Here is a 13,500-nt window from a genome sequence, read left to right as displayed (position 1 = left end):
TGTGACGACTACTTCTTCGAGTACCCGTGCGAAGCGCGGCGGCGAGGGCAAGCCGCTGCTGTCCATCCGCGACTTCAAGGTCGAGTACCGGACCGGTTCCGGTGCGACGGTGCAGGCGGTCCGCGGTGTCGACCTCGACCTGTTTCCGGGTGAGAGCGTCGCACTCGTCGGCGAGAGCGGCTGTGGCAAGACGACGCTCGGGCTCGGCCTGCTGCGGTTGCTGCCGCGGCTCGGACACGCCAGCGGCCAGGTGACCTTCAACCGCGGCGACGGCACCGAGATCGACATCCTCGGCCTGGACGGCCGGGACCTGCGGCAGTTCCGCTGGCGGGACGCGGCGATGGTGTTCCAGGGCGCGATGAACGCGTTCAACCCGGTGCTCAAGATCCGCGCGCACATGCACGACACGATGCGCGCGCACACCAAGTTCACCAAGCAGGAGATCGAGGACCGGGCCGGCGAGCTGCTCCGGCTGGTGCGGCTCGAGCCGTCCCGGGTGATGGACAGCTACCCGCACGAGCTGTCCGGCGGTATGCGGCAGCGCGTGCTGATCGCGATGAGCCTGCTGCTCGAACCCGAAGTACTGATCCTCGACGAGCCGACCACCGCGCTCGACATCCTCACCCAGCGGTCCGTCGTCGACGTCCTGCACGAGGTCCGCGAGCGGCTCGGGTTCTCGATGATCTTCATCTCCCACGACCTGTCGCTGGCCGCCGAGCTCGCGGACCGGGTCGCCACCATGTACGCCGGTCGCATCATCGAGACCGGCGGTGTCCGGGACATGTTCTACCGGCCGCGGCACCCGTACACGCTCGGGCTGATCAAGGCCGTGCCGCCGATCGTCGGCGACCTGCCGGACATGGAGTCGATCCCGGGCGGACCGCCGAGCCTCGCCGCGCTCCCGCCGGGTTGTACGTTCAATCCCCGGTGCAAGTACGCGACCGAGGAGTGCAAGGAAGAGGACCCGCCGTTGCTCCCGATCACCGACGAGCCGGGCGACGCGCACGAGGCGGCCTGCATCCATTGGAAGGACGTGCACCTCCAGCGAGAGGTGCCGAGCGACTTGGGGAACGCATCATGAGCGCGTTGGAGAAGTCCCCCGAGACCGCGGGCCGGGCGCCGTTGATGACGCTCGGCGGGGTCAGCCAGGTGTTCCACACCAAGGCCGGTCCGATCCGGGCGGTCGACAACATCAACCTGTCGGTCAACCCCGGCGAGGTTCTGTGCCTGGTCGGCGAGAGCGGTTCCGGGAAGACGACGGCGGCCCGGATGGCGGCCGGTCTCGCCAGGCCGAGCAGCGGTGAGGTCGCGTTCGAGGGCACCGACATCTGGGCGTTGAAGCGGGACGACTTCACGAATTTCCGGCGCAGCGTGCAGTACGTCCACCAGGACCCGTACGCCTCGCTCAACCCGACGCGGACGATCCAGCAGACGATCACCGCCCCGCTGCTCAAGCACGGAGTGGTGAAGAGCAAGAAGGCGGCCGCCGAGCGGGCCGTCGAGCTGCTCACCAAGGTGGACCTGACCCCGGCCGAGAACTACCTGTCGAAGTACCCGCACCAGCTGTCCGGCGGTCAGCGGCAGCGGGTCGCCGTCGCCCGGGCGCTGACGCTGGACCCGAAGCTGATCATCGCCGACGAGTCGACGTCGATGCTGGACGTGTCGATCCGGATCAGCGTGCTCGCGATGCTCGGCCGGCTGCGCGACGACCTCGGCGTCGGGTTCCTGTTCATCACCCACGACCTGGCGATCGCGAAGTACTTCGGCTGGCACGGCAAGACCGCGGTGATGTATCTCGGCCGGATCGTGGAGTTCGGGCCGACGCCGAAGATCATCAACGCGCCGACGCATCCGTACACCCGGGCGCTGATCGACGCGATCCCCGAGCCCGACCCGGACCTGACCAAGACCAAGGGCCGCGAGTCCCTGCGCAGCCTGGAGATTCCGAGCCTGGCGCACCTGCCGTCCGGATGCACGTTCCATCCGCGCTGCCCGCTGTTCGAGGACGGGCTCTGCGACGGGGCGGTCCCCGAGCTGGTCACGATCCGGTCCGGCCAGTCCGCCGCGTGCCACGTGGTCGCGCGGGACGGCGTGGCCGCTCTCGACGATGAGGCACGGTCGGATGAACCGAGGGCCTGATGTCGCCGCAGATCGGCCGGATGGCGCTCAGCTGGGCGGTGTTCCTGGTGCTGGCCAGCGGAGTCCTGTTGCTCACCCTGACGCCGGGCACCCCGGAGTTCGTCGTCACCTTGTTCACCTTGTGTTTGGGCCTGCTACTGGGCCTGGTGGTCGTCGTCGGGGTGGTCATCACCCGGCGTCGGGAAAAACGCGAGGGCGGTAGTTAGTCCCACCAGTAAGTAGTAACTGACCCACATAGGTGTGTGGTCAGTCCAGAAAGGACGAAGGATGAGTCCCACCGGCACCAACGATTCCGGCACCAACGGGAAGGGCGCGAGCGCTCTGACCAACGCGATTTCCCGCCGGCACGTGCTCCAGATCTTCGGTATCGCCGGTGTCGGCGCGGCCGGCATCGGGTCTGTGACGGCGTGTTCGCCGAGCAAGCCGAACGCGAGCGGCGGTGACAGCGGCAAGTCCGGCAACAAGGAGTTCCACGGGGCGTACCCGTACCAGTTGCCGCCCAAGGGCCACTTCAACCTGGCTGCCGGTGTCACCGACGGCATCCAGGCCAGTAACAGCCCGTACTTCGACCTCGTCTACCCGAGTGCCGGCATGTACTACTGGGCCGACAAGAAGTGGGAATGGATGATGGCCGAGTCCGGCACGCTGGACGAGGCGACCAAGACCTACACCCTGAAGCTGCGCTCCGGGCTGACCTGGAGCGACGGCAAGCCGGTGACCGCGAAGGACGTCGTGTCGACGTTCAACCTGCGCTGGCTGCTGCGCCAGCAGGACTGGACGTTCCTGTCCGACGTCAGCGCCAAGGACGACACCACGGTGCTGTTCACCATCGCGACGCCGTCGACCGTGCTGGAGCGCTACATCCTCCGCGCCGGGATCCTGCCGGACTCGGTCTACGGTGAGTGGGCGACCAAGGCCGAGGCCCTGCGGAAGGCCAAGACCAGCCTGGACAGCGCCGAGGGCAAGAAGCTGAACGGCGACTTCCAGAAGTTCCGTCCGGAGAACCCGGTCGTCTCGGGCCCCTTCAACTTCGATGTGAAGAGCATGACCAACGCGCAGATGTCGCTGGTCAAGAACGACAAGGGCCTGTTCGCCGACAAGATCGGCTTCACCAAGGTCGTCCTGTACAACGGTGAGACCTCGGACATCTCCCCGGTCGTGCTGAACAAGGATGTCGACTACGCCACCCACGGTTTCGCGGTGGCCACCGAGAAGACCCTGCAGTCCAGCGGTTTCCGGATCCTCCGGCCGCCGGTGTACTCGGGCCCGTCGCTGGTGTTCAACTACACCGCCCACCCGGAGCTGGCCGACGCCCGGGTACGGCAGGCGATCGCCTACGTCCTGGACCGCAACGAGAACGGAACCGTCGCGCTCGGCGACTCGGGCAAGCCCTGCAAGTTCATGGCAGGCTTCTCCGACATCCTCGTGCCCGACTGGATCTCGGACGCCGACCAGAAGAAGCTGCAGGCCTACGAGAAGGACGAGGCCAAGGCCACCTCGCTGCTGACCGAGGCCGGGTGGAAGAAGAACGGCGGCAAGTGGACGCTGCCGAACGGCAAGCCGGCCGCCTACGACATCAAGTTCCCGACCGAGTTCGCCGACTGGAACCCGGCCGCCACCAACGCGGCCGACCAGCTGAACAAGTTCGGCTTCAACATCACCAAGCGGGGTATCACCTTCACCCAGCTGAACCCGGACGTCCTGGCCGGCAAGTTCGACATCGCCATCCAGGGCTGGGGCGCGTCGAGCCACCCGCACCCGTACTTCGCGTTCGTCCAGGACCTGTACACGTTCAACTACGTGATCGCGGCGAACTCGGGCGGCAAGGGTATGAACTTCCCGCTGAAGCAGACCACCTCGGCCGGTCCGATCGACCTCCAGCAGGTCGTGGACAAGTCGGCGCAGGGCCTGAACGTGGACGAGCAGAAGAAGAACATCACCACCGCGGCGATGGCGTTCAACGAACTGCTGCCGATCATCCCGCTGTGGGAGCGCTACGGTAACAACCCCGCGCTCGAGGGCACCCGGGTGGCGAAGTTCCCGGCCGACGACGACCCGATCCTGAAGAACGCGCCGTACGCGGACAACTTCGTGATCATGGGCATGTACAAGGGCTCGGTCGCGCCGGTCTAGGCAATTGGCGTTCTGACCCGATTGTTTGGTTGGGTCGGCCGGGTGATCAGCATTCGCGAGATCGACCCGGCCGACCTGGCCCTGTTCGACGAGTGGTACGACGCCTTCCGGGCCGGTGCGATCGCCGGCCGGGAGGCGGCGCTGGTGACCGGGCGCGAGGCGCTCGGGTACTCGCTGCGCAACCCGGGTCCGCTCAAGCAGCGGATCGCGGTCGGCGCGTTCGAGGACGACCGGGTGGTCGGCGGGATGCTGTTCGAGTACCGGCTGACCGACAACCTCGACACGGTGGAGGTCGAGGTCGACGTACCGCCGGCGCATCGGCGGCGGGGGATCGGTACGGCGCTGTGGCAGTGGGCCGTGACCCGATCGGCGCAACTCGGGAGGACGATCGTCCAGGCCGAGCTCGGCGTACCGTCGAGTCCGTGGCCGGGTGCGGCGTTCGCGGAGCGGCTCGGGTTCCAGGTGGAACATGTCGAGGAGCATCTCGTCGTACCGCTGCCGTACGACGACCTGCGGCTGGAGGAGCTGCGCTCTTCTGCCGGCCGGCTCGACGGGTACCGGCTGACGTCGTGGGCGGGGCTGTGCCCGCCGGAACATCAGCAGGCGTACGCCGACCTGCACACAGCGATGGATCTCGACGTACCGACCGGTGGCATGACGCGCGAGGTCGTGCCGTGGACCGTCGAGAAGCTCGAGGCGAGCGAGGCGCGGATCGACCGGAACTATCTCGCCCTGGTGACGATGGCGCACACTCTCGCCGGTGAGCCGGCCGGCTACACACTGATCTATCTGCCGCGGGCCGACGCCGAGAACGCCCAGCAGGACGACACGCTGGTACTGCGGGAGCATCGCGGCCACAACCTCGGCACCCACCTGAAGCTGGCGAATCTCGACCAACTGGCCAAGCACCGTACGACACAACGTTTCCTGCACACGTGGACGGCGCTGACCAACGCCCCGATGCGCAAGGTCAACACCCGCTTCGGCTTCCGCGCGGCCGAGCAGCACCGCGAACTGGAGCTCCGCCTGCCCAGCCTCCGCCCAGCGGCGCGCGGCGTGATCCTCGACCCTGACGACCGGATCCTGCTGGTCCGCTTCGAGTTCGGCGACGGGCCGCTGTGGGCGACACCCGGCGGCGGTCTGGAGGCCGGCGAAACCGTGGTCGAGGGTCTGCGGCGCGAACTCGTCGAGGAGGTCGGCCTGCGGGACTTCGCCGACCCGCCGCACCTCTGGCACCAGGAAGTAGTTGCCGACGGCCACGCAACCGGGTACGACGGCGTCCTCAACGACTACTTCCTGATCCGCACGGACCACTTCACCCCGGCCGGCTCACTGACCGCCGAGGAGCTCCGCGCCGAGAACGTCCACGACATGCGGTGGTGGACGCTCGTCGAGCTGGAGACGCACCAAGGACGGTTCGCGCCGCGGGAGCTGCCCGTGCTGCTCCGCAGACTGCTGGAGTCGGGTGCGCCGAGCACCCCAGCACAACTGGACCTCTGACTCGACCGGCAGCTCGACAGGAGGTGTCCCCGAATTCATCCCCGCCGCCTGCCGCGCTGAGCGTGCGGACCGCTCGCCCGTGGTGACACCTCCTGTCGAGCTGCCGACGGTACGGCGGTAGGTTCGGGGTATGCGAGAATCCCAGCTCGGTGACCTGACCGTTTCCGCCCTCGGCCTCGGCTGCATGGGGATGTCCCAGTCGTACGGCGTACGGGCCGACGACTCCGAGTCCATCGCGACGCTGCACGCGGCGATCGACGCGGGCTGCACCTTCATCGACACCGCCGACGTGTACGGCGACGGCGAGAACGAGAAGCTTGTCGGCCGTGCGCTGGCCGGCCGCCGCGACCAGGTGGTGCTCGCGACGAAGTTCGGCTTCAAGCGTCCCGCGTCGGCCTCGGCGCTGCCGTCCGTCGTGGACGGTTCGCCCGCCTACGCGCGCGAGGCCCTCGACGCGTCGCTGCGCCGCCTCGGCGTGGACCACGTCGACCTCTGGTACCTGCACCGCCGCGACCCGCAGGTGCCCATCGAAGAGACGGTCGGCGCGATGGCCTCCATGGTGGAGGCCGGCAAGGTGCGGTACCTCGGGCTGTCCGAGGTGAACGGCGAGACGGTGCGCGCGGCCCACGCCGTACACCCGATCACCGCCGTCCAGAGCGAGTGGTCGCTGTGGACGCGCGACCCGGAGACCGTCGTACTGCCGACGTTGCGTGAGCTCGGGATCGGGTTCGTGCCGTTCAGCCCGCTCGGGCGCGGATTCCTCACCGGCCAGATCAAGTCGGAGGCTGACTTCCCCGAGGACGACATGCGGCGCGGGCTGCCGCGGTTCCAGGGCGAGAACTTCCAGCGGAACCTGGACCTGGTCGCGCAGGTGCAGTCGCTGGCTGCCTCGAAGGGCGTGACGCCGGGGCAGCTGGCGCTCGCCTGGTTGCTTGCGCAGGGCAATGACGTGGCGCCGATCCCGGGGACGAAGCGGCGGACCTATCTCGCGGAGAACCTCGGCGCTTTGGATGTGACGTTGTCGGCTTCTGAGTTGGCTGCGCTCGACGAGGCGTTTCCGCCCGACGCGGTGGCCGGGCAGCGGTACACCCAGGGCGGGATGGACCTGGTGGGCAAGTGATCGGCGTCACCGGCTCGACCGGACAGCTCGGGTCGCGGATCGTCGCACAGTTGACCGGCGTACCGCTGCGGTTGATCGTGCGGGATCCGGCGCGGGCTCCGTCGGTGCCGGGTGCCTCCGTCGCGCAGGCGGCGTACGGCGAACACGCGGCGTTGCTGTCCGCGCTCGACGGCGTCGACGTACTGATGTTGCTGAGTGCAACGGAGTCGGCGGACCGGGTGGCGTTGCACAAGGCAACGGTCGACGCGGCGGTGGCGGCGGGTGTGCAACGGATCGTGTACACGTCGTTCGTCGGGGCGGCGCCGGGGGCGACGTTCACGTTCGCGCGGGACCACTGGCACACCGAGGAGCACATCCGGTCGACCGGGGTCGACTTCACGTTCCTGCGGGACAACATGTACCTCGACTTCGTGCCCGGGTTCGTGGGTTCGGACGACGTGATCCGCGGGCCGGCGGGGGACGGGCGGGTCGCCGCGGTCGCTCGGGACGACGTGGCCGCGGTGGCGGCGCGGGTGCTCACGGGGTCCGGTCACAACGGCGCTACTTACGACCTGACCGGCCCGTCCGCGTTCACGCTGGCCGAGGCGGCGGCGGTGTTGACCGCGGCCTGGGGCCGCAAGGTGCGGTACGAGGCCGAGACGCTCGACGAGGCCTACCGGTCCCGCGAGTCGTACGGCGCCGCCCCGTGGGAGGTCGCCGGGTGGGTCACGTCGTACGCGGCCATCGCCAGCGGCGAGATGGGGAACGTCTCGACCGCTGTCGCCGACATCACCGGGCGTGAGCCGATCGGCCTCGAGGAGTATGTCGGTCGCGGGTGAGACACTGACGTCGTGCCGCTCTACCGGGATCAGGCGATCGTGCTGCGCACCCAGAAACTGGGTGAGGCGGACCGGATCGCCACGCTGCTGACCCGCGCCAACGGCAAGGTCCGCGCGGTCGCCAAGGGCGTCCGCCGTACGTCGTCACGCTTCGGTGCCCGGCTCGAGCCGTTCAGCCACGTCGACCTGCAGCTCGCCACCGGCCGCACCCTCGACGTCGTCACCCAGGCCGAGTCGATCTCGGCGTACGGCGAGGGCATCGTCAACGACTACGCCCGCTACACCGCCGGCACCGTCCTCCTGGAGACCGCCGACCGCCTCGTCGTCGAGGAGAAGGAACCCGCCACCCAGCAGCACCTGCTCCTGGCCGGCGCCCTGCGCGTCCTCTCCACCGGCGAACGGGAACCGGCCCTGGTCCTCGACTCGTTCCTGCTCCGCTCACTCGCGATCTCCGGCTACGCCCCGTCCTTCGACGACTGCGCCCGCTGCGGCGAACCCGGCCCCCACCGCGCCTTCAACCCCGCCGCCGGCGGCATGGTCTGCACCACCTGCCGCCCACCCGCCTCAGCCATGCCGTCCCTCGCCACCGTCACCCACCTGGCCGCCCTCCTCACCGGAGACTGGCCCACCGCCCTCCAAGCCGACCCCCGAACCCGCCGAGAATCCACCGGCCTGATAGCCGCCTTCTTCACCTACCACCAAGAAAACCAACTCCGCTCCCTACCCCACCTAGACCTAACCCCCAACCCCCACCTAACCGGCTGACCCATCACCAGTCACGCCCCGGCCAGCCGGTCGGTCCTGGCCGCGAGTTCCTCGGAGGCTGACGATCGCGGGCCAGACCTGCGGTTGAGCTCAGCGGCCTGGGCGGTGCTCCGACGAGAATGGGTCGCGAGGACCGCAGCGGCTGCTGCCCATCCCACGCGTGAGCGATTGCACGCTTGACATCCAGCTCGGCTTGCCGCGTCGCGAGGCCGCCGCTGAGCTCGTACCAGCTGTCGAACCGGTCAAGGCCGGGTTGGCGATCGTTCGGATGGCGGTTCAACCGGGCGCAGACATGCGCATAGATGTTGTTTCGTCCGCGGCGAGGTTTGATCGCCAGCAGCTCCCGCCGCGCCAACTCACCAGGTGCTGGTGGTCCGATTTCCCGGAACACCAGCCGATGGTCCGCCGGCCGTCCAGGATCCACCCGGAGGTACGCCGTCACGCAGTCGCGCAGATCGCCTTTCTCCGGTGCGTAGCTCAGGGCGTGATGCCCGTCGGACTTACCTGCGGCGAGGTCGAGCATCGCGCGAACCACCTGGCGTCGGAGCCCGGCCTCAGGTCCGGAAGGATCTCTGCTTGCTGCGACATCGATCCGGCGATAGTCGAGATCGAAATCGGGACCCGCGACCAAGCGGTACCCGACGCCGAGGTTCATGACTCCTCTCGGTCCTCACGCCGCAGTTCCTCCAGCAGTTCCTGTGTCTCGGACCCCATCCGAGCAGCCCACTCGTCCAAGTCCAGTGGTCGGCTGCCGGGGAGTGGCTCCGTCGCGTACTTCCGCACCGTGGGGTCGTCGACGACGCCAGCCGGTGGGTGATCGTCGCCGCGAAGATCCCGGTACTGCGCCGTCGACATCACCACGGCCTCCGGCTCCCCATCCACACCCCACACCACGGGAACACCGGCACCGGCCCGCGCGACCTCCACGAGCTGCGGCAGCCGTCGCGCAAGAACCGCCGGCTCGATCACCTCGTCAAGGACCGCGAACTTGCCTTCCCCACCGAGGTCCTCGAACTCGTCGTACGTGAGCATGACCGCCTCAGGAACCCCATCCCCAAAACTGAACGCCCAACCACCCGCCCGAAACCGCGCAAGCACCCCCACCAGGTCCGCCCGAACCTCATCAACCGAAGCCCAACTCGTCATACCCCGAATCTATTGCCTACCGCCCACCCCCCGCGGAACTTATCCACAACCCCACCCTCAAGCCGCGGCGTACGACGCAACACCCGACCTGGCACGGAGCCCGCAACACCTGCCCGCCCTCGCACGGAGCGCCTGCCAAGTCCACGGGCCCGCCACCTCCACGACCACCGCGCGGCGCCCCTCCCGCTGAGAACGGTCCGCCCGACGCACGCCAGCCGTCGTACCCTGCCGATCTCGCGCGGCGTACTGGTACTGGCGGCGAGTCCGCCGGACGTCGTCCCGCTGGCAGGCTGTTGTGCCGCTGCCGGGTTGTAGCCGCCAGCGCTGAAACAACCCGCCAGCCAACAACCTCTGGCGCCGCCGCGCCCGTCCGACGTAGCCTCGCGCGCGGGACAGGGAGCGCCGACCTACATCACGCCGACTCGTGCCGATTGGCTGCTCCTCAAAACCGCGAGTCGTGGATCCGGACCGCATTTCACCCGCCAAACCCCACGACTCGACGCCCAGACAGACCATGACAGCGCGGCCATGGTCCTCGGTCAACGCAGCCGCAGTACGTCGGATCTACGCACCCGGAGCAAGCTGATTACTTGCCCTGCTCGGCGGCCTTTTGCCCGCTCAGCCAACTTCGAGTCGCCGGCCCTGCGCGCCTCGGAAACCGCGGCCGTCGCCTGAGGCGCCCCAGGCCAGACCCAGACCCTGACCGCAGCCTTGGTCCCAGACCCGCACACTGCGTAAGCCCATGGACAACGGGAGCATCGCCGTACGGCGGTCCCGCGCCGTTAGCACCCTGAATCGGCAACCGTGGCCTGGCCACCACCTGGATCGACGAGAACAGGGACTGCTTCGCCAATACGCAGCTGAGTCGCGGCTTGCTGAGTCATCGAGATCTGCCCGCTGTCACCAAGGGTGCTCTGCCAAGTGATGTCCCACTGGGCGACGGCGGTGACTGGGTACTTGCAGTTCGGCAGCTTCCGCGAGGTCTTCACGTAGCGGTGCCCACAGGTCGGCGAGCCCTTCACACCCATCGACTTGTCGTACGGCGTCCCTGGCCCTTCACATCGAACCGTCTTACCGTCGCCCATTGACCAGTTGATCGCCTTGACCTGAGCGGTCACCGTCACAGCCAACCCCGGCACGTTCGCACTTCGCACGATCGGCCCCCAGGTGTTCTCCGTCTTAGTAACCCACAACCAGACCGGCATGTTCACCAACCCGATCTGGCCAGGTCCCGGTGCTGTCTTGACAAGAGGCGGCGCCAGGCGCATCTCCCCGATTGCCTGATAGACCAGGGTCACCGGGTCGACTACGACTGTGTCGGGCCGACCGGGCAGCCATATCCACCTGGTGACGAATCGCGTGCCCACCTCCTGGACACAAACCCAAACGGCCCCGTCGGTGTGCCCCTTCCATGAGGGGTCACTGTGCGGAGGCTGTGGGCTAAGGATCCGCAGGTAGCACTGATGGCTGTTCGACCAGTTGCCAAGGTGCGACGTACATGAGCGTGCCGCACCGCCATCCATGCAGACCGTTTCCGGCGTCCTCGTGGTCGATTTGGCCGGCTTCGTGCCCGGTTTCTTTGTCTCCCCTGGGATCTCTATCGCGACGCGTGGAATCCACCAGCAGGGCCCATGAGGCTCGCAATGTGGGACGTAGTCGCCATCAGGCTTGGGTGGCAGGACCTTACTTCCGGCCGAGGCGGTTGCTGCGACGACTGAACCTGTCAGCATCAGTGCGCTGACGAGAAGGCTGACAACCGGCCGCAGAACAAACTTCAGCATGTGCCGGTGTCCTGTTCGTCGACGAGGAACCACATCTTCTTGGACTGACCAACTGGAGGCGCGAAAACCAGTTTCGCGTCTACTTTGCTTCGCCCGTCTGTCCCGGGCCCGACCGGCACGGGCTTGCGTGTCGCGAGGTAGCGCAGTGAGATCTTGGATGCGTCCAGGCAGGCATTCAGGTGTACCTCGGGTTGCTCTCCTGTGACCTTGACAGAGACGACGGACATCGACTCAACCGTGGCCTTGCCGTCCTGGTACCAGCCGCGCTCTAGGTGGAACCCGACACTTCCCCACACCTGGACGAACCAGTTGCCGCCGACACCCGCCTGCCGCAGCTTGGCCTCGGTCGCCGCGGGAGGGTTGTTCAGCGCAGTGTCGACGGCCACAGATGCCGTCACAAAGCGCGCCTTGGCAGCCGCGATGGCTGCCTGCTCCGCCGTGGTCCGGGCTGGCGTGGATGGCGCTGCAGGTGTCGGGCTTGCGGTCGGAGAGGTCGTAGTGGGGACGGGATTGGGCTGGCCGGCCTCGGGGGAGCCGTTGCATGCGGTTAGCGCTACGAGGGCGCAGAGGGCTGCGGTGGCGGTGGTGAGGGCCGGTCGGCGGGGCATGTGGTGGGGCTCCGTTCTTGTGTGCTGTTGGTGTAAGGGTGGCATACGGAGGGTGTTCGGCGGGGTGGGTTGTCCACAGGTTGCAGGTTGCTGCAAGGCGTGGTGGTGGACGGTGGGCGAGCGCGCAACCTCGGTGGTTGCAGTGGACGGCTTGGTGCATTGCGACGGTCCGCGGCAAAGCGGCTGATGGCGCTGCTCCGGCGCACTTGGCCTTCTCGACGCCGTGTTGGCCACCGGCTTCCGTGCCTCCGGAGCCGCCGAAGGTGCCTCTTGTACACCAGGCTCAACGATGCCTCGGGGGGCAACGGCCCGGTTGATGGCGTCGGGCAACTGAGCCTGCCCGACGTACCCGATGGTCGGAACTGGACTTTCCCTGCGGGACCTGGTCCGCAGGAAATCGCGTCCAATACTGATCGCGCTCACTGCCTCGTCGATCGGCAGGTCCGGTGGGACCTCCTCTCGCACCTACTCGGCTACGCCGCCGCTGGCCCTTGGGCACACCTTGCGGCACTCGTCGTCAGCATCCGCTCGTCGCCGGGGCGACAGCATCGCCACCGTTTGGATCGACGAGTACTGGGACTGCTTCGCCGATGCGCAGTTGGGTCGCGGCTTGCTGTGTCATGGAGATCTGACCTGTGTCACCGAGCGTGCTCTGCCAGGTGACGTCCCATTGGGCGACGGCGGCGACTGGGTATTTGCAGTTCGGTAGCTTGCGGGAGGTCTTGATGTATCGGTGTCCGCAGGTCGGCGAGGCCTTCACGCCCATCGACTTGTTGTACGGCGTTCCCGGTCCTTCACATCGAACCGTCTTACCGTCCCCCATCGACCAGTTGATCGCCTTGACCTGAGCGGTCACCGTCACAGCCAACCCCGGCACACTGGCCGACCGGACGATCGGCCCCCAGGTGTTCTCCGTCTTCGTTACCCACATCCAGACCGGCAAGTTCACCAACCCGATCTGGCCAACGCCTGGAGCCGTCTTGATCAGCGGCGGCGCAAGACGCATTTCCCCGATTGCCTCGTAGACCAGCGTCACCGGGTCGACCACGACTGTGTCGGGCCTACCGGGCAGCCAGATCCACCGTGTCACGAACCGGATGCCCTGTTCGCGGACGCAGGTCCAGATAGCGCCGTCGGTGTGGCCTTGCCATGAGGGGTCGCTCTTCGGTGGCTGCGGGTCGAGCCTCCCCAGGTAGCACTGATGGCTGTTCGACCAGTTGCCAAGGTCCGACGTACATGCGCGCGCCGCACCGCCATCCATGCAGACCGTTTCCGGCGTCCTCGTGGTCGACTTGGCGGGCTTCTTGCCTGGCTTTCTCGTTGGCCGCAGATAGTCCACGACGGAGCGAAGCCTCCATACGCAGATGTGATAGCTGTTACAGACCAGGATGTACTGCCCTTCGGGCTTAGGCGAACGGGCGTTTCCTGCCCACGCGGGCGCCACAAGTTGCGCCGAGATCAGCGCGAGAGTCGTTACCGCGAGAGTGATG

13 protein-coding genes are annotated in these 13,500 nt (G+C 67.6%); 8 read left to right on the top strand and 5 right to left on the bottom strand.

Going from position 1 to position 13,500, the window contains the following annotated elements; genetic code table 11:
* The first annotated feature begins 1 nt into the window (after position 1).
* The 8 genes from EV647_RS06905 to recO all read left to right on the top strand — a co-directional run bounded on the left by EV647_RS06905 (position 2) and on the right by recO (position 8,475).
* Positions 2 to 1,081, top strand: coding sequence for an ABC transporter ATP-binding protein (locus tag EV647_RS06905; protein ID WP_238175189.1), 1,080 nt, complete (start codon positions 2 to 4; stop codon positions 1,079 to 1,081).
* The gene (locus EV647_RS06900; RefSeq protein ID WP_134000060.1) at positions 1,078 to 2,139 is read left to right on the top strand and encodes an ABC transporter ATP-binding protein; all 1,062 of its coding nucleotides are present in this window, start codon (positions 1,078 to 1,080) and stop codon (positions 2,137 to 2,139) included. Before EV647_RS06905 ends, EV647_RS06900 begins: the two co-directional genes overlap by 4 nt.
* A complete protein-coding gene (locus EV647_RS06895; protein ID WP_134000057.1) occupies positions 2,139 to 2,345 on the top strand; it encodes a hypothetical protein in 207 nt (68 codons plus the stop codon). Before EV647_RS06900 ends, EV647_RS06895 begins: the two co-directional genes overlap by 1 nt.
* A gap of 61 nt (positions 2,346 to 2,406) precedes the next feature.
* Entirely contained in the window at positions 2,407 to 4,272 is a 1,866-nt protein-coding gene (locus tag EV647_RS06890; RefSeq protein ID WP_134000054.1) for an ABC transporter substrate-binding protein, read from the top strand.
* A gap of 42 nt (positions 4,273 to 4,314) precedes the next feature.
* Positions 4,315 to 5,772 carry a GNAT family N-acetyltransferase gene (locus EV647_RS06885; RefSeq protein WP_134000051.1) on the top strand — a complete coding sequence of 486 codons (1,458 nt, stop codon included), beginning with the start codon at positions 4,315 to 4,317 and terminating at the stop codon, positions 5,770 to 5,772.
* Positions 5,773 to 5,902: 130 nt separating this feature from the next.
* On the top strand, positions 5,903 to 6,892 hold the full coding sequence (locus tag EV647_RS06880) for an aldo/keto reductase (protein WP_134000048.1): 990 nt from the start codon (positions 5,903 to 5,905) through the stop codon (positions 6,890 to 6,892).
* On the top strand, positions 6,889 to 7,710 hold the full coding sequence (locus tag EV647_RS06875) for an NAD(P)H-binding protein (protein WP_134000045.1): 822 nt from the start codon (positions 6,889 to 6,891) through the stop codon (positions 7,708 to 7,710). The genes EV647_RS06880 and EV647_RS06875 overlap by 4 nt, the downstream gene beginning before the upstream one ends.
* Before the next feature lie 12 nt (positions 7,711 to 7,722).
* Positions 7,723 to 8,475: a DNA repair protein RecO gene (gene recO, locus EV647_RS06870; protein WP_134000042.1), complete on the top strand. Its 753-nt coding sequence runs from the start codon at positions 7,723 to 7,725 to the stop codon at positions 8,473 to 8,475.
* 4 nt (positions 8,476 to 8,479) lie between these two features.
* Here recO and EV647_RS06865 read toward each other — a convergent pair whose 3' ends face one another.
* The 5 genes from EV647_RS06865 to EV647_RS06845 form a co-directional block, all read right to left on the bottom strand.
* Positions 8,480 to 9,130 (bottom strand): hypothetical protein, encoded by a 651-nt coding sequence (locus EV647_RS06865; RefSeq protein ID WP_134000039.1) that lies wholly within the window; start codon positions 9,128 to 9,130, stop codon positions 8,480 to 8,482.
* Positions 9,127 to 9,507 (bottom strand): hypothetical protein, encoded by a 381-nt coding sequence (locus EV647_RS06860; protein ID WP_134000036.1) that lies wholly within the window; start codon positions 9,505 to 9,507, stop codon positions 9,127 to 9,129. Before EV647_RS06860 ends, EV647_RS06865 begins: the two co-directional genes overlap by 4 nt.
* An 896-nt stretch (positions 9,508 to 10,403) precedes the next feature.
* Complete coding sequence (locus tag EV647_RS06855; protein ID WP_134000033.1) at positions 10,404 to 10,919, bottom strand: ATP/GTP-binding protein; 516 nt, start codon at positions 10,917 to 10,919, stop codon at positions 10,404 to 10,406.
* Positions 10,920 to 11,395: 476 nt separating this feature from the next.
* Positions 11,396 to 11,788 (bottom strand): hypothetical protein, encoded by a 393-nt coding sequence (locus EV647_RS06850; RefSeq protein ID WP_134000030.1) that lies wholly within the window; start codon positions 11,786 to 11,788, stop codon positions 11,396 to 11,398.
* A 739-nt stretch (positions 11,789 to 12,527) separates the two neighbouring features.
* The gene (locus EV647_RS06845) at positions 12,528 to 13,349 is read right to left on the bottom strand and encodes an ATP/GTP-binding protein (RefSeq protein ID WP_134000026.1); all 822 of its coding nucleotides are present in this window, start codon (positions 13,347 to 13,349) and stop codon (positions 12,528 to 12,530) included.
* Positions 13,350 to 13,500: the final 151 nt, after the last annotated feature.

The organism is Kribbella sp. VKM Ac-2566, assembly GCF_004366005.1.
Lineage (GTDB): Bacteria > Actinomycetota > Actinomycetes > Propionibacteriales > Kribbellaceae > Kribbella > Kribbella pratensis.
This window is presented reverse-complemented; position numbering and strand designations above follow the sequence as displayed.